The 16,226-nt window shown below is 39.7% G+C and carries 15 protein-coding genes; 7 read left to right on the top strand and 8 right to left on the bottom strand.

All coding sequences use genetic code 11. From position 1 onward, the window contains the following. Nucleotides 1-8 precede the first annotated feature (8 nt). The 3 genes from QA601_11005 to proB are packed head-to-tail and all read left to right on the top strand — an operon-like array spanning nt 9 to nt 2,864. The gene (locus QA601_11005; GenBank protein MDG5815612.1) at nt 9-1,109 is read left to right on the top strand and encodes a HAMP domain-containing protein; all 1,101 of its coding nucleotides are present in this window, start codon (nt 9-11) and stop codon (nt 1,107-1,109) included. Then, nucleotides 1,096-1,707: a hypothetical protein gene (locus QA601_11000; GenBank protein ID MDG5815611.1), complete on the top strand. Its 612-nt coding sequence runs from the start codon at nt 1,096-1,098 to the stop codon at nt 1,705-1,707. The genes QA601_11005 and QA601_11000 overlap by 14 nt, the downstream gene beginning before the upstream one ends. A 35-nt stretch (nt 1,708-1,742) precedes the next feature. Beyond that, nucleotides 1,743-2,864, top strand: coding sequence for a glutamate 5-kinase (gene proB, locus QA601_10995; GenBank protein ID MDG5815610.1), 1,122 nt, complete (start codon nt 1,743-1,745; stop codon nt 2,862-2,864). A 168-nt stretch (nt 2,865-3,032) separates the two neighbouring features. Here proB and QA601_10990 read toward each other — a convergent pair whose 3' ends face one another. After that, nucleotides 3,033-3,413, bottom strand: a complete 381-nt coding sequence (locus tag QA601_10990; GenBank protein ID MDG5815609.1) for a DUF4168 domain-containing protein — start codon at nt 3,411-3,413, stop codon at nt 3,033-3,035. A gap of 264 nt (nt 3,414-3,677) precedes the next feature. On the opposite strand from QA601_10990, the gene QA601_10985 reads away from it, so the two are divergent. Continuing rightward, nucleotides 3,678-5,156, top strand: coding sequence for an ATP-binding protein (locus QA601_10985; GenBank protein ID MDG5815608.1), 1,479 nt, complete (start codon nt 3,678-3,680; stop codon nt 5,154-5,156). A gap of 13 nt (nt 5,157-5,169) precedes the next feature. Next, on the top strand, nt 5,170-6,561 hold the full coding sequence (locus tag QA601_10980; protein ID MDG5815607.1) for a sigma-54 dependent transcriptional regulator: 1,392 nt from the start codon (nt 5,170-5,172) through the stop codon (nt 6,559-6,561). Between the two features lie 11 nt (nt 6,562-6,572). On the opposite strand, the gene QA601_10975 is transcribed toward QA601_10980, so the two are convergent. The 6 genes from QA601_10975 to miaA all read right to left on the bottom strand — a co-directional run bounded on the left by QA601_10975 (nt 6,573) and on the right by miaA (nt 13,529). Next, entirely contained in the window at nt 6,573-6,944 is a 372-nt protein-coding gene (locus tag QA601_10975) for a DUF4168 domain-containing protein (protein MDG5815606.1), read from the bottom strand. A 532-nt stretch (nt 6,945-7,476) separates the two neighbouring features. Further along, complete coding sequence (locus QA601_10970) at nt 7,477-7,704, bottom strand: helix-hairpin-helix domain-containing protein (GenBank protein ID MDG5815605.1); 228 nt, start codon at nt 7,702-7,704, stop codon at nt 7,477-7,479. 485 nt (nt 7,705-8,189) lie between these two features. Next, nucleotides 8,190-10,283 (bottom strand): sodium-translocating pyrophosphatase, encoded by a 2,094-nt coding sequence (locus QA601_10965; GenBank protein MDG5815604.1) that lies wholly within the window; start codon nt 10,281-10,283, stop codon nt 8,190-8,192. A gap of 279 nt (nt 10,284-10,562) precedes the next feature. Continuing rightward, nucleotides 10,563-12,008, bottom strand: a complete 1,446-nt coding sequence (locus QA601_10960) for a hypothetical protein (GenBank protein ID MDG5815603.1) — start codon at nt 12,006-12,008, stop codon at nt 10,563-10,565. 35 nt (nt 12,009-12,043) lie between these two features. Beyond that, nucleotides 12,044-12,457 (bottom strand): hypothetical protein, encoded by a 414-nt coding sequence (locus tag QA601_10955; protein MDG5815602.1) that lies wholly within the window; start codon nt 12,455-12,457, stop codon nt 12,044-12,046. Nucleotides 12,458-12,608: 151 nt separating this feature from the next. Continuing rightward, nucleotides 12,609-13,529, bottom strand: coding sequence for a tRNA (adenosine(37)-N6)-dimethylallyltransferase MiaA (gene miaA / locus QA601_10950; protein MDG5815601.1), 921 nt, complete (start codon nt 13,527-13,529; stop codon nt 12,609-12,611). 190 nt (nt 13,530-13,719) lie between these two features. Here miaA and QA601_10945 point away from each other — a divergent pair, with 190 nt between their 5' ends. Next, a complete protein-coding gene (locus QA601_10945; protein MDG5815600.1) occupies nt 13,720-14,817 on the top strand; it encodes a divergent polysaccharide deacetylase family protein in 1,098 nt (365 codons plus the stop codon). Between the two features lie 37 nt (nt 14,818-14,854). Here QA601_10945 and QA601_10940 read toward each other — a convergent pair whose 3' ends face one another. Continuing rightward, nucleotides 14,855-15,724 carry an NmrA/HSCARG family protein gene (locus QA601_10940; protein ID MDG5815599.1) on the bottom strand — a complete coding sequence of 290 codons (870 nt, stop codon included), beginning with the start codon at nt 15,722-15,724 and terminating at the stop codon, nt 14,855-14,857. 179 nt (nt 15,725-15,903) lie between these two features. Between QA601_10940 and QA601_10935 the strand changes: the two genes are divergently transcribed. Then, complete coding sequence (locus QA601_10935) at nt 15,904-16,221, top strand: GIY-YIG nuclease family protein (GenBank protein ID MDG5815598.1); 318 nt, start codon at nt 15,904-15,906, stop codon at nt 16,219-16,221. The last annotated feature ends 5 nt before the right edge of the window (nt 16,222-16,226 follow it).

The following is a 16,226-nucleotide window of genomic DNA, read 5'->3' as shown; positions in this document are numbered from 1 at the left end:
CATAGAGTATGAGAAGATTTATAGCATTTAAGTTGTTTGGCGGATTTCTGGTAATAATCTTTCTAAACCTGTTTCTTTTTATAATTGTAGATAAAACCCAGGATCTAACAAGCATATCAAACATATTAAAATACCAAAATGAGATAAAAAACACTCTTCTGCACCTCAGAGGTCTTCACAACAATCAGGACCTTATTGCTTATAGCTTTGAAAATGTCGGTATACATGAATCGATCGATAATTTCAGGGATGTTAATCACGAAATTCAATTTAAGCTGGCTACTCTTGAGGTATGTGTGGATTCTTTGCGTTTTTATGATTCTCTTTTGATGAATAACTATTCGACCTCAGCAAACCACTCATACTCAAAGCATATCAAAAATTTGGCAGAGTATAACGATTTCTATAATGTACTCTTTGATTCATTAGTCAGTGTTCGCAACTCAGCCCAGGACTACACGAGCCAAAGGCTCTCATATCCCGCTTTAATGAAGGATATCGGAAAAAAACTCAACACGGAGCTGGATTCTGCTTTAATTTCAATCGATAAGCTTAATGTTTTTTATATAGGTAAAATGGAGAACAGAATCAAAAATGTGAGCCGAGTCACGATTTTAATCTTTACTGGGATGACGCTCTTTTCTATATTATTTGGGTTCCTTTTCTCGAGAGCCATTACCAATTCATTGCGTAGGCTAAAAGAGTCAGCTAACTCGGTAGCAAAAGGGGATTTTAATATCAACCCTTTTGGATACCCAAAAGATGAAATCGGTGATCTTGCAACAGCGTTCTTTAATATGGCCGTTGAGCTAAGGAATGCTCAGGATGAGTTGGTACGCTCAAAACGAATGGCTGCTATAGGTGAAATTGTAGCTTCTATAAATCATGAAATTAATAATCCTTTGATGATAATTTCAGGTAATGCTCAATTTCTTGAACTTTCAATGGAAGATTATCCCGAAATTATGAAAGATCGGGTGCGTGCCATAATTTTTGAAGCAGAGAGAATTTCTAAAGTGACTAAAAAATTACGAGAAATTAAAAATCCGGTCACAAAAGACTATACTTCAAACGGAGAACAGATGATCAATCTGGATGGATCTGTGTAATCTGGAGGTTATTATATATCGCTCAGCTCCTGTTTCAGCCTGTTTTCTGATTTTTGTCTTGATTCTATCACTTGCAGGCTGTTTAACAACTATTCCCCCTCAGGAAGATTTAGTTAGGGATACTCAAAACCTTTTACTCTCAAACGATATAGATTTTGATTCTGCTATCACGAGATTAGGTAAAATTGCAGACTCCATACCCTATTCATCTCAGGGTATGGATGCACAGTTTACTTTAGCCACCCTGTATATTTCTCCTCTTAATCCAACCCCCGATTATCACTGTGCCTTGGTAGAATTTACTACCTTTTTTAACCTATACCCCTACGACTCACGTGCCAAACAGGCCAGTGCCTGGGTTCGTTTACTCAAACACTATATAGATTCGCAAAGAACACTTGAAAATACACTCCAAAAATTAACTATAATGGAAATCAATGAAGAAAAGGAGAGAAAAGAAAGAAAACAAAATCTTGAATCTCTTGCTCAAGTTATGAAAAACTGCTATGCAGAAAGAGATTCTCTTGAAAATACGATTCAAAGCCTTAGAGAAGTAATCCTTCAGATGGAAAGAAAATACCTCAAGAGAGGCAGGTAATCTACTACTTTTCACTTCTAACATGACAAAAAACTATGACTTCCACTCTATTTAGAACTGAATTATATAATATAAAAACAATTGTAGTCAAAACCGGCAGCAGAATTCTTACCGCTCAGGGCAAAGAACAAAGGGTTAAACAACTTGCTGAAGATCTTTCTTTTTTACATAAAAAAGGGCTACGTGTAATACTCGTCTCTTCGGGAGCAATTGCTCATGGAATGGATGTACTAAAGGTAAAAAAAAGACCAGAAACAATACCCCTTCAACAGGCCTGTGCAAGTGTGGGTCAAATCAAATTAATGGATATCTATCAATCCTTTTTTTCGACTCATGATGTAAACATAGGACAGGTTCTTCTCACCTGGGATGATTTAAGGAGTAAAAAGAGATATCTCAATCTCCGTAATACACTATTTCAGCTCCTGGATTGTCGTATCATACCAATTGTTAATGAAAATGATTCAGTGGGAACAGAAGAGATTCAGTTTGGAAACAATGATGTACTCGCTGCACAAATTTCTCTGTTATCCCATGCCGATGTTTTTGTTAACCTAACCGATGTAGGTGGCCTGTACGATAAAAACCCACAGAAACATAAAGATGCCCGGCATATTCCTGTAATCTCTCACCTTTGTTCATCAGTGCACAAAATGGCATCTGAGAATATAAGCAATATCAGTGTAGGTGGAATGACAACTAAACTAAAAGCCGCTGAAATGCTCACCCGCGCCGGAATTCCATCACTTATTGGAGATGGATTTTCAAGTTCGCTTTTATCAGTGTTAAAAGAGAACAACTGCTCGACTCTTTTCCTGCCATCAGAAAAAAAGATGACCTCCAAGCACCGATGGCTGGCTTTTACCGGGCAGTCTCATGGAAAAGTTACAGTCGATGATGGTGCCTGCAAAGCCATCAAAGAGAAAGGAAAAAGCCTTCTTGCAGCGGGAATCCTTGATTTCTCCGGTAATTTTAGAATCGGCGATATGGTAGATATCACCTGTTTAGATAAACAAGTGATTGCAAGAGGAATGGTGAATTTTCCATCAACTCAGATAGATTCTATAAAGGGTTGTAAAACAAGCGAAATAAAAAGAAAGCTGGGTAGCGTACAATTTCCTGAAGTAATACACAGAGACAATATGGTGGTGTTATAAGAGTCAACTGTAGTTGCTTAAATGGAGAGGTTTGTGGAAACAGAATCCAGGAGGCAATCAGAATCTGCTCCCACCTCCCCTACTCTTTTCTGTGTACTGAAAGCCAGGCTGTAGTTTTCTGGATTTAGGTGGCTTTCACCAAAAAAGAATTTTCCTGTGTTAGCGGATTTACTCCATCATCAATTGCTGAAATTTTTGAGCAAGTTCCTTATCAGCATTAACCTGTTGCATAACCGTATTATATTGCTCAACACTCAAACCAGAACTCTCTACAGCTTCCATCATATTCTTGTTGGCACTCTGCTGTAATTGTAATCTGCTTTCCTGGTCCTCAGCGGTTTGGAGTTCAGCCTGTAACTGCTGCTGTACGGCCGCTATTTTTCGATAAGCATCTGCTGTTTTCTCAAGATCCTGCTCACTTACTTCAACTTCTGCTACTGGCTCAGCAGCACTTGGTGGTGGAGCTTCCTGAGCAATTGATGGTGCTACAAAGAAGAAAGTCAGAGTTAGTGCAGAAATCACACTAGTTATTTTTTTTGCTGATAACATATAGTCCTCCCATTAAAAAAAAAATATCAATGAATTTTCTCAAAACTGTTCTTAAAATTTGCGCTTACTTCTTATTCCCCCCTTCCAGCGCTTCCTAAACTACAATTACTTTATCACGATACATCTTCTCTGTCACGCCATTATATGCAGACACCGTGCCATAACCCTAAATTCCACCATAATGCATTATTTATGCACTACACCCACCAACAATTTGTATCTAAATGACACATGTGCTATTTTTTGTGTCACAGGAGGTGTGCAATGAGAAGACCATTTTTTTCCAAAAAACTAAGCTTTAAAGTAATAATGATTATCTATATAGTCCTTCCTCTGATAGCAGCTGTTGGTCTTTTTAGCTATCTGGCTTTAGCTTCCGTTCAAAAACATGTAATCGAACAGATGCAAAAAGATCTTGAACTTGTAGCTCGTGCAGTACAGCTTCCTCTTAGCCATGCACTGGAAAGAGATAGGGTGGGTAGTATGGAGCAGACCCTTGAATCAGTTTTTTCCATAGGGAGGGTGTATAGTGCTTATGTGTATGATGAAAGTGGAGAAGAGATTATGCGCCTTGGTCCTCCCCACCCCCGCGCCAAAAGCGAACAGATGAACCGGGTAGCAGGAGAGGGTGAGCGTTATGGAGAGTTCGGTCATATTGCTGGTCGGGAAGTGTACTCCTATTTTGTACCTCTTACTGATATGGGGGGAAGAGTAACCGGGATGCTTCAGCTAACCCGAAAACAGAGTGATTTTAGAGATCACCTTGGATCCATCCGCTTACAGGGGCTTATCAGTTTGGGTTTTTTACTTATAATCTTATCCGTAGTTGTGCTTTATGGTCACCATATAGCAATTGGAAAACACATCAAAAAACTAAGCTCAGTAATGTATAGCATCACAGAAGGTAATAGAAAAAGCAGGTATACAGACAGTGGTCCAAAGGAAATTGTCCAACTTGGAGAAACATTCAACACTATGCTTGATAGTATCGAGTCCGCAGAAAAGGATCTTGAAAAGCATAGAAAAAAGCAAAGTTTACTTGAAGAAAAACTGCGTCATGCCCAAAAACTTGCGGCTTTAGGCAGACTTGCTGCAGGTACAGCCCATGAATTGGGTACACCTCTTAGTGTAATCAGTGGAAAAGCGCAACGTGCTCTGAGAAAATTAAATCTTAGTGGGCCCCAAAGAGAGGCGTTTCACTCTATTCGGGACGAAGTTAACAGGATGGAGTACATAATACGTCAGTTACTTGATTTTAGCAGAAGAACTCCCCTGAGGTGCTCTGAAATAAGGCCATCTGATTTAATTTCTTCTGTGATTGATTCTCTTAATGAAGACTTAAAGCAGAGCAGAACAGATTTAGTTGTCCACAAAGACTCACACAGCGTTGCTTCGGTTGTGAAAATTGACCCCATAAGGGTTCAGCAGGCATTAACCAATTTAATCCGAAATGCCATTCAGTGTTCTGCTGAGGGAAATATTTGCTGTTCCTGGGAAAGAACTGATGAAGGGGTTACCTTTCATGTCGAAGACGATGGTCCGGGAATACCTGAAGAGATCAAAAGCAAGATTTTTGAGCCTTTTTTCACGACAAAACCAGTCGGGGAAGGAACTGGGCTTGGACTGTCTATCGTCCACACTGTTGCTCAGGAACATGATGGTACCATAGAAATTGGTAATAGTGTTTTGGGTGGCAGCCTTTTTAAACTTTACGTTCGTGATCAGAGCTGCGCATCAGCCTAAGAAAGAGGAACATATGAAAAAAGAAAATATAACAGGTTCCAAAGTATGGATTATTGAAGATGACAGGGCTCTTGGAACCTTACTGAAAGAAGAAGTGATCGATTCGGGACTTGAAGCCATATGGATGTCTTCCGCTGAAGAGGCCTTGATGGCAATGCAAAAAGATTTACCAGATCTATTTGTATGTGATCTGAAATTACCTCAGATGGATGGGCTAACATTTTTGAGCAAAGTTAAGCAAACTGTTGAGGGTATTGCGCCCGGTTTTTTAATTATTACCGCTTTTGGCACCATTCCCAAAGCGGTGGAAGCGCTCAGGGCAGGGGCAGATGATTTCCTGACCAAACCACTTGATCTGGAACACTTTATACTCTGTGTAAACAGAATCATTGAAAGTAAAAAATTAAAAGAAGTGGTGAGCAGGATGCGGGGACTTTTTTCAAGTGATATTTTTCACGGCATGTATGGGAAAAGTACACCCATGCGGTTATTATTCGATCAAATAAAGCAAGTAGCTAAAGCCCGCGGTCCGGTGCTTATTGTCGGCGAGAGCGGCTCAGGAAAAGAACTGGTGGCCAAAGCCATTCATGAAGAGAGTGAACGTGAAGGAAACGTATTTTTACCCGTGAATTGTGCAGGAATTCCAGAACACCTTCTTGAAAGTGAATTTTTCGGGCACGCAGAAGGGTCTTTTACAGGAGCAAACAGAGGTCGCCAGGGATTGTTTGCAGAAGCTCAGGACGGTACACTGCTTCTGGATGAAATCGCCGAAATGCCACTTGCGCTCCAGGCTAAATTGCTCAGAATTCTACAAGATGGTAAAATCAGGCGTATCGGGGAAAACAGAGAACATCAGGTCAATGTACGTGTTTTAGCTGCAACTCACGGAGATCTCGAAGAAGAGGTGAAAAAGAGCCGTTTTAGGGAAGACCTTTTTTATAGATTAGAAACTTTTACCCTCCGGGTTCCACCCTTAAGGGAACGAGGTGATGATGTAGAGCTGCTGGCGGCAAAATTTTTACAACAATTTTCCCTTGCACTGGATAAAAAAGTCACCGACTTTTCACCACAAGCACTTGACCTTATTACCAATTACTCTTTCCCGGGTAATGTAAGAGAGCTTAGAAATGCTGTTGAACGGGGTGTAACGTTTGCCACTACAAATCGCATTCAGGTTGATAACCTGCCCGCTAGAATAAGAGATTTTGCCTCCTCTAATGAAAACATTAACTGCTCAGAGTTTGCGTTTAAAAAGAATGACAATAGGTTTCTTACACTGGCACAAATGGAGCAGCGCTACATTTATCATGTGCTGGAAAGTGTTAATGGAAACAAACGTCGAGCGGCAGCTATTCTTGATATTGGTCGAAGAACTTTGTACAGAAAATGTGATGGGGAGATTTAACCTAATAGGGTTTAATACTCAATTAGCCTTTGAAACCTTCTGGCAAGCCTTTTATCGGCATTAATTCTTCTCATTATTTTATTATACTCCTCAACACTCAAGCCAGATTCCTCAATAGCTCTTATTGCCTCTCTTTGGGCTTTGTGCTCTATATTCCACCTATTTTCTGGATTTGTAGCGTACCTGAGATCAAAGTCATATTTGTGTCTCACAAGGGCAATTTTTCTGTAGGCATTCACCATTTTTTCAAACTCTTCATCGGTTACATATTCTTTAATTGGTTCAGCTAAACTTGACCAGCCCTGAGCGATTAATGGTGAGGCAAGCAAAAACAGCAGAACCATGACTGTTAGTGTACTAAATACCTTTTTACCTTTATTCATTAACTTTAATCCTCTTTTAGTTTAGTTGAGATAGTTTCGAGCTAATGCTTTGAACTCTTTATCTCAGCTCCCCCCCCCCCCCAAAAAAAACACTACACATTTTTTGTAGGTCTTTCCTGAAAAAAGCACATTTTGTGCCACTTAACAATGTTTCACCAACTAAATAGATATTTCTCCTATTGTGGTAGCTTCGCAAAAAACATGCTAATGTGCTCAAAGTGGGGTAATATTGCACACAGATTAGTTACACAAATTTATACGCCACATAATCTGCTAAGAGTAGTTTTTTCATACAACGTTGCTAAGGTGTCATAAATTACTTAGATTTTTTCTAAATCGCAAGAAAAGATCTGTAACTAAATATTTAACAAAACTGTTTCTAAAAGCCATTTTACTTAAATTCAAAGCTTTAGATATTTAAGTAAACGATGAACTTTTTTTTCTCTTTAGTGGTAAAATACTGGTCCCACAATCTCAATTTTACCACCCCTGTCGCTTTGGGTCTGCATTGCAGGGATGGTTTTAGTATGTTTTAACCAATATAAAGGTTTTTCTTCACTTTTTCCGCCAAAATGGTATCAAATCCAGATATAGAATCTATTTCATCCAGTTTTTTAAACCCTCCATGCTTCTCTCGGTACCGGATAAGTTCCATTGCATGAATTTTGCCCATACCAGCTATACGTGAAAGCTTTTCCTTGTTAGCCTTGTTTAGATTAACAAGATTTTTGACCCTTTGACGATCCTTTTCCTCACCCATCTTGTCCTCCCTGAGATTAAAAAAACCTCGATCACTTTAATGATTACCGATTTTACGGATGACCATATTTTGCAAACCTTCTTGGTGTTGTTCTGGAAATTTGTTTAATGGTTTAATCAAAAGGGATGGAGTTAAATATCTACTTTTCACCAAGTCGCCCCATCTATGTATACTCTTTGGCACAACTGCACTTCTAATTATTCACCTTGGATCAAAGCGATCCGCTCCACTACATTATATTTGATTGCGGGTTGTGTGTTGAATATTTGGTCATACAACAGACAGCGAGTGATAAAGAGATCTTCACCATAGTTAAGGTACTGATAGTCTTTTTAACTATTAATTGAAGAAGAAGGTAAGCATACGTTCTTTGTGTTTGTATGAGGAGAGTAAGACATGTGGTGCTTGAAATCTACCTTTTAAAAAAAAAGAAGGGACTCCGAAAAATCGAAGTCCCCAACACTCATCATGTGTAAATAAGTAATTTAGCCAGCGATACGAACAATCACCGGTGCAATAACCAGAGATACAACACTCATAAGCTTAATAAGGATGTTAAGTGAAGGACCAGCAGTGTCCTTAAATGGATCACCAACAGTGTCACCTATAACTGCGGCCTTGTGTGCTTCACTTCCCTTGCCACCATGAGCTCCACCTTCGATGTGTTTTTTAGCATTATCCCATGCACCACCGGCATTTGACATAAAAAGGGCCATCATAACACCGGAAACGGTAACACCTGCAAGAACACCACCAAGCATCTCAGCACCACCTATGAAACCTACTACAACAGGAGTAAGAACAGCTAAAAGGCCTGGTACAACCATTTCTTTGATAGCAGATTTGGTTGAGATGTCAACACATCTTGCATAATCAGCCTTACCAGTTCCTTCCAGAAGGCCGGGTATTTCTTTGAACTGACGACGCACCTCTTCAATCATAGCGAAAGCAGCGCGTCCTACAGCACCCATTGCAAAGGATGAGAAGAGGAAAGGAAGCATAGCACCGAGAAAAAGTCCAGCCATAACAATCGGCACTGTTACATCAATACTTACAGCCGCATCAGCTGCCGGTACACCCGCAGCCATACGTCCTATAACAATAGTTTCTCTGTATGCAGCAAAGAGTGCAAGCGCGGTGAGAGCAGCAGAACCGATTGCAAAACCCTTACCGATAGCAGCAGTAGTGTTACCAACAGCATCAAGTTTATCGGTGCGCTGACGGACCTCTTTTTCAAGTTCAGCCATTTCAGCCAGACCACCAGCATTATCAGCTATAGGACCATATGCATCAACTGCAAGCTGAATACCTGTGGTTGCAAGCATACCAAGAGCGGCTATAGCAATTCCATAAAGACCTGCAAAGAAGTAAGAGACCAAAATCGCTGCAGCGATAAATAGAATAGGAAGAGCAGTTGAAACCATTCCAGTACCAAGACCGGCAATAATATTCGTAGCAGCACCGGTATTTGAAGCTGAAGCAATCTTTGCTACAGGGCTTTTGTTTTCTGAAGTATAGTATTCGGTAAATTTTCCAATCGCTATTCCTGCAATTAAACCCGCAATGGTTGCATAGAAAATTCCAACCGCCTGATATTCAACTCCCCCAAGTGTGTACTGTGCAGGAGCAAGCCACATTACGATAGGATAGGTAATAACAAGCATCACACCGGCAGCACCAAAGGTACCAACATTCAGTGCAGATTGAGGATTACCACCCTCTTTTGTGCGTACAAGGAATGTTCCAAGAATCGAGATAATAATACCGGCACCGGCAATCATTAATGGTACGAGTGCAAGATTAACCTCACCAGCAGAAGCACCAAGTACCATTGCACCAATGATAGCACCTACGTATGATTCGAAAAGATCAGCACCCATTCCGGCAACATCACCCACATTGTCACCTACATTATCTGCTATAGTAGCCGGGTTACGTGGATCATCTTCAGGAATTCCGGCTTCAACCTTACCCACCAGATCAGCACCCACATCAGCCGCTTTTGTATAAATACCTCCACCTACACGGGCAAAAAGCGCAATTGATGAAGCACCCATTGCAAAACCATTAAGAATAGGTAAGACAACAGTCCTAAGCGTATCAATCTCATCACCAAATACATTGGTATAAATGATTAAAAGGAGGGAAAGTCCTACGATTCCAAGACCCACCACACTCATACCCATCACAGTACCACCAGAGAATGCTACAGCGAGAGCCTGTGGCAATCCCTTACGGGCACCATTAGTGGTACGGGTGTTAGAAGATGTTGCTACGCGCATACCAAAGAAACCGGCAAGTCCTGAGCAGAGCGCACCAACAATAAAGGAAAGTGCTACAAGCCTTAAACTTCCCTCATTACCGATTACCAGAAGAATCGCCACCGCAATAACAAAAATAGAAAGAACTTTGTACTCACGTGACAGAAACGCCATCGCACCCTCACGTACCGCAGCACCAATTTCCTTCATCTTTGGAGTACCTGCATCCTGTTTAGTGATCCAGGTAGCTTTCCAGAAGGCAAACAGCAAAGCAATGATACCAGCGCCCAATGACGCATACAGTATACTAACGTCCATACATCCTCCTACATTCTATAAATGAAAAGTATTTAACAGTCATATGACTGTAGTTTCGGGGAGTTTTTCGTAAGCAAATCACGTAGGTTTCCACAAAATTAAAAAGTAAGTGTTAAAAAAAGAGTTATAAAATAATAGTTATTTCAAGGCTGAGCAATAGATGTAGTTATAACCGGCTATAATAATATTTAAACGATTATAATGAGGCGGGGGTCAAATATCTCTTTAAGAGGTGTTGGATTGTTATATTGTTATAATGAATCATAGTTCTAAAAAATTCTATTGGTCGTTTTGTTCATCATCTTGCAAAATTTCCTCCTCTACAAATTCTGTTGAATTGATTTCTGGTTGATGATCAGGATCCTGCTGCAACTCTTCCTGTGGTTCAAATAATTCAAATTCGGTTCCTTCACCTAAAGTCCTAAGCACTTCGGCGGCCGTAAATGCAACGGCGTCATCGGGATCATTGGTAAGATTTCGGATTATATAAATAGCCCGTGTTTCTCTTAGTTTGCCAAGCGCAACCAGGGTAACGGTTTTGATTTCAGGATCATAGGACTGACTGAGAATCTCCAGTAAAACATCGGATGCATTTCTGTTACCGATCTCCCCAAGAATAGAAACTGAAAGGGTGCGAATTCTACGATCGTTTCCCCTTTCCAGAGCAGTTTCCATGAGTATGGGTACTATTTTGTCTCTGTAAGATACAAGTTCTCTGGTAACAGCGTTAACCTGCGAAGGATCAAATGGCTCCTGTTCGTAAAGCCTCTTTAATTTTGCGAGTCTTTCAGAAACCATCTTTTCAAAGGGTGCGCCCTGGTCCGTTATATTTTCATTTAACTGAACAATTAAATTGTTTATGTCCTGCATTTGGTCATGCTTTTGCCCAATTATTTCTTTAAGGCTATCTATTTCGCTCCGTAGATCTCCCATTTTTTTATTTTGCATAGTAATTTTGTCCTCCACTCCCCTGAACCCATCCATAGAACCAATTCTTGTGGAGCCTCTGAATTTTAAAGATACTTTCAAACCAGGCGTAGTAAAGGTATTGTAATCCAAATCTCTAATCAACTGAATCAGGTCAATTACCCCTGCACTGAATTCAAATTTATCCTGTAAAAACCTAACTGAAGTAAATAAAGAGATTACGTTGTGCCCATCGAGTCTGTTTCCTTCCACAGTCATATATACTCCGGCACCAAAATATTTCTCAATGGCAGCAAAGGGATTGTAGCGATTATCAGCTGAAAAGGGGGTAACTGTCAGTCCACCATGAACCCTCGTTCTTATAGGCTCAATACTTTTGCCAATCGCAAGAAAAAACTCATTGCTAAGGGAGTCGTTTCGGTATCCAAAGTAGCTGTTTTGTTTATGAGTTATCACATTTTGTGCACCAATTGTAAGCGATGGTAAGACTCTTTGTTCATTGACAAGCATTGTTTTTAAGCCCAGCGTCAAACCATCAGCATACCCCAGGCTGATAGTAGCTCTTTCTGAAAACCCCAGGTGAAGGGTATAGGAGGGCACATAATCGCTAAAATCTTCTATTGGAGAGAAAACGTCTGCGTCGAGAAGGAAAGTACCACCCTGGAGCATATCTGCACTGGGGATAATTTGCAGAGCGCTCCAGCGGGTTTTACTGTGACTGTAAGAAAATAGCAGTACAATTATCAGGACTGTTTTAAAAGTAATTTTATTACTAAATAAAATGCCTTTTTTTTTCATAAAACAGCCCCTTCATGTTTAAAGAAGCAAACTGATCAGTGATCTGATTTTTCTTCTTGCTGCACTTCTGAAACTTCTGTTTGTGCTTGCTCTTGTGTTGTTTCAGAAGGTTCATTTTCCTGCTTCTTCTTTTCCTGTTCCTGTTCATCCGTTGAATTAACTGTGGCATTTACAGTTTCCTCAAATTCCTGTTTCACAGGTTCAGGTAATCTGTTTTTAATCTCTTTAAGTAGTTTAATAATTATATCGTTTTGTTTAATTAATCTATCGTTATTTGATCCATTATGTTTGTTTCGATCAGGTCTGCGCCTCTGTTGTTGTCCGTTATAACTGTTGTTGCTGTTTCCATATCCATAACCCGTGCCTGAGTTATAGTGGTAGTTTTTGTCATTAAATTTTTGTTTGCGGTTAAAGTTATACGTTCCCCTTTGGGAATCATCATGATACATGCGGTACTACTCCTTTCAATACTTATAAAAAAAGCTGAAAACAAATTAGCTCATGCACGGTTATCTTCATTTTATCATATTGAAGCCATACTGATGAAGCATACTATTTTAGATAATTATTATACCATGGTTAAAAGAATGTTGCAAATAATTACTTTTCGTGAATTTTTTCGATCTCTTCTTTAAGACTCTTCAGAGCCGTATTATAAGAGAACTGGATTCCTGCAGTTTTGTTTCGAAACCATGTACGTTGTCGTTTTGCATAACGCCTTGAATTTTGAGAGATTTTTTCGATTGCCTCTTTAAGTGTAATGTTTCCCTTTTGCACATCAAAAAGTTCTTTATAACCTACACACTGCATTCCCGGGCTTTTTTCATCATATCCCAAAGCACACAAAAGGCGAAATTCTTCATATAATCCAGCATTTATCATCTCCCTAACCCTTCTGTTTATTCTCTCATAGAGAACATCTCTGGGACGGGTTACAATAAATAATCTGAATTCCACATCAGAAGGTGGGGTGTTTTTCTCCTGCAGTAAGGATAGAGGTTTTCCTGTGTGATAATATACTTCAAGTGCCCTGATTATTCTTTGAAGATCGTTAGGGTGCAATCGATCAGCACTTATAGGATCTACGCTTTTTAGCTCTTCATGTAAAACTTTTTCTCCCTGCCTGGAGGCTTTTAGCTGTAATTTGGCCCTGATCTCAGAATCAGCATCAATTACAGCACCCATTCCATGGGTCAGAGTATAAAAATACAGACCGGTACCACCACAGATCAAAGTTTTTTTTCCTAATTTTTTTCTGCTACGCATAATAGCAAGTGCGTCTTTAGCAAATGAGTAAGCAGAATAAGCCTGATCAGGGTTTAAAACATCAATAAGCCAATGCCTGACACCTTCTCTTTCTTTGCAGCTAACCTTTGCTGTGCCGATATCCATGTGGCGGTATATCTGCCTGGAATCACAGGAGATTATTTCGTAATCATAATCTGATGCCAGTTGAAGGGCCAGTTCAGTTTTTCCTACAGCAGTTGGGCCCATTATTACAGGTATAATTATCTTTTCCATTTTCAGTAGATAAAAATACCCTGTTTATAACCGATTTACAAGAAATGTGTAAAAAAGGTGCTATAATTTCTGCTTTGATCCCTTAAAGGAATGCTTGCAGAAGCTCTAAGCAATGGCTATTTTCTGGTATCTTTCCCTTAAAAAAAGATTTAAATGGTTCCTATAGCCGCTTAAGAGAGAACAGCTAAATTTGAGTAAAAAAACGTACGATTATCGCCCCTTACTGATCGGTGCATCCGTTCTTGCAGTAGCTCTATTTCTCATTATTGGCTCGCGAAATAAGGCTCTTGAATCATCAAAAGGTGATAAGTTAGCCTTTGAGTCCCAGGGAAACATAAAAAACAATCTGAAAAGACTATTTGAAATTATGGAGTTACGGGAAAGCGATTTTAGCTTTGATAGTTCTAAAATTAATATCGAGGTTCAGGCATCTGTTCCCCGTGGTAGACCTATCGAATGGGTGGTTTGGAAATTATCAAAAGCAGTGGATGCAACTAATTACAAGGTAGCAGATAGTTTTCTACGCAGTAATAACAGAAGCACAATTACCTTTAAAAGCACAAAACCAAATGAACCCGATATCAAACTTTTAGTGTCAAGGTCTTCACGCTTTCTCTCAAATACTTCAAAATTTGCCATTCTTATCTACAATTTTGGTTTTGAGGCAGATAAAACAACTGTTGAATACCTCTCCTTCCCTGAACCACTTACAATAGCCCTTCTTCCACATGAGCGTCTTGCGCCCTGGACTGCCCAAATTGCAAATGAATACAACAAAGAGGTAGTTGTTCTTGTACCGATGGAAGAATTACCAAGGTCATACAGCAGATATAACGATGCTGCTATTATGGTACACCATGATGAAAATGAGATAAAAAATCTTTTATCGCAGGCTGTTGGCTCTTTGCCGGATTTTTCGGGTGTTGGGAACTTTCATGGCAACCGGTCGATGCAAAATTCAAGAGTTGTTACCACTATAATGTCAGAAATTAATAACCATGATAGCTATTTTATTCATATAAACAAATCAAGATTTTCAAAAGCTGATTCAATAGCCGCCTATCATAATGCACAGTACACCTCTGTAGACGGGGTCATAGATCCACAGGATAACGCAGAGCAGATAAGAAATAAGCTTTTACACTATGCAGTAGTTTCTCACAATACAGGAAGATTTGTTTTAAAAGCTCCCCCTACATCACTTTTTATTGATATCCTTAACGATCAACTACCAAATCTTAAAAGCAATGGTGTTAAGCTTGTATATGTTTCTGAGTTATTGATGTAAAGGGGAGAGATCTGGTTTCAAATCTCTCCCTGTCGTTTTAAGCAGCTGCTTTGTGCCATCCGGCTTTATCAACCCAATCTTCAAAAGTATCCAAATCAACGATTATATTTCTTAAATCAGATATATCAGCACTATACCCTCTTAAATTGAACCAATCGTACATCATGGCATGCTCTGCACTGTACTCTCTTACCTGCTCAAGTGGTTCCTGGTTAAATACAACGTTCTTCCCTATTGCATTGCTCAGTATTGTAGCCATTTCCGGTCCAGTCAGTTCATCACCAGCAATGTCGAGTTCTGTTTTGCTAAACTCCTCTGGTTTTCTGAATGCCAGTGCTGTGAAGGCTCCTATATCATCCACAGATATAAGCTGTAGTGAAACATCGGGCCCCAGCGGTAAGTATAGCACCCCATCATAAATTTTATCTCTTATAGCCGGATCTGACAGGTTTTCCATAAAATATACCGGTCGCAAAATGGTATAATTGAGGTCCAGACTCTTTATATGATCCTCAATTTCTGCCTTACTGTCAAAAAAAGGAATTCCGGTTTTTGTTTCAGCGCTACCAACGCTGCTGTAAACGAAATGTTTAACTCCCGCTTTTTTGGCTGCATCGGCCAATGCTTTTCCCTGCATTATTTCACTATCAACACCGTGTTCAAGTGGCTGCTGTACGCTAAAGACCCCGTATACACCCTCAAGTAGTTTTTCTAATGAAGCTTTTTCTGTCAAATCTCCTTTTACCACATCGGCTCCCAGATTTTTAAGCTCTTTAGCTTCTATTTTTTCAGGGTTACGAGTTAAAGCACAAACTTTCCACCCATCTTTTAAGAGATGGCGAACCACTGCTCCGCCCTGATGCCCAGTTGACCCTGTCACCAAAATAGTCTTATCCTTAGTTTCCATAACCTACTCCTTAGCGATTGTAATCACCTGTGTTACCTTTGGACGTCACCCCAGAAGTACTTTTGCACAATTAGATTACGACCTCTATTAGTTGGATGTTTAAAAAATGAAATAGGGATTACTTTTGATTATTTTTATATTAATTCAGTAGATTTCTTTAAAAGGGAGTTTTTGACAGTTTGACCTGTAAGGTAAAAAGTAGCTATAGTAATCCCTACTACTTATATGTGGTACGAACGAAGGATAATTATCTCTATACAGGTATCACTACCAACATAAAAAGAAGATTCGGAGAACATCTAAGCACCACCAAGAGACGGGCAAAATTTTTCCATTCTCATCCACCGCTAAGGGTAGAATTTAGTGTAAAAATCGGAAACCGTTCACTGGCCCAGAAAGTTGAATACCACTTTAAGCGGCTTAGCAGAAGTAAAAAGAACTCTGTAATAAGCTCAGGATATCTACCCTTTGATTTAAAATCAGGGAAAATTCTTTAGTAACC

The organism is Chitinispirillales bacterium ANBcel5, assembly GCA_029688955.1.
Classification (GTDB): domain Bacteria; phylum Fibrobacterota; class Chitinivibrionia; order Chitinivibrionales; family Chitinispirillaceae; genus Cellulosispirillum; species Cellulosispirillum alkaliphilum.
The sequence above is the reverse complement of the archived record's forward strand: the minus strand, read 5'-3'. Positions and strand labels throughout refer to the sequence as shown.

Coding starts and splice junctions, on each gene's coding strand:
- QA601_11005 (MDG5815612.1), top strand. CDS start 9: ATGAGAAGATTTATAGCATTTAAGTTGTTTGGCGGATTTCTGGTAATA.
- QA601_10940 (MDG5815599.1), bottom strand. CDS start 15,724: ATGGAAACTAAGGATAAGACTATTTTGGTGACAGGGTCAACTGGGCAT.
- QA601_10960 (MDG5815603.1), bottom strand. CDS start 12,008: ATGAAAAAAAAAGGCATTTTATTTAGTAATAAAATTACTTTTAAAACA.
- QA601_10955 (MDG5815602.1), bottom strand. CDS start 12,457: ATGTATCATGATGATTCCCAAAGGGGAACGTATAACTTTAACCGCAAA.
- QA601_10975 (MDG5815606.1), bottom strand. CDS start 6,944: ATGAATAAAGGTAAAAAGGTATTTAGTACACTAACAGTCATGGTTCTG.
- QA601_11000 (MDG5815611.1), top strand. CDS start 1,096: ATGGATCTGTGTAATCTGGAGGTTATTATATATCGCTCAGCTCCTGTT.
- QA601_10970 (MDG5815605.1), bottom strand. CDS start 7,704: ATGGGTGAGGAAAAGGATCGTCAAAGGGTCAAAAATCTTGTTAATCTA.
- QA601_10985 (MDG5815608.1), top strand. CDS start 3,678: ATGAGAAGACCATTTTTTTCCAAAAAACTAAGCTTTAAAGTAATAATG.
- miaA (MDG5815601.1), bottom strand. CDS start 13,529: ATGGAAAAGATAATTATACCTGTAATAATGGGCCCAACTGCTGTAGGA.
- proB (MDG5815610.1), top strand. CDS start 1,743: ATGACTTCCACTCTATTTAGAACTGAATTATATAATATAAAAACAATT.
- QA601_10965 (MDG5815604.1), bottom strand. CDS start 10,283: ATGGACGTTAGTATACTGTATGCGTCATTGGGCGCTGGTATCATTGCT.
- QA601_10990 (MDG5815609.1), bottom strand. CDS start 3,413: ATGTTATCAGCAAAAAAAATAACTAGTGTGATTTCTGCACTAACTCTG.
- QA601_10980 (MDG5815607.1), top strand. CDS start 5,170: ATGAAAAAAGAAAATATAACAGGTTCCAAAGTATGGATTATTGAAGAT.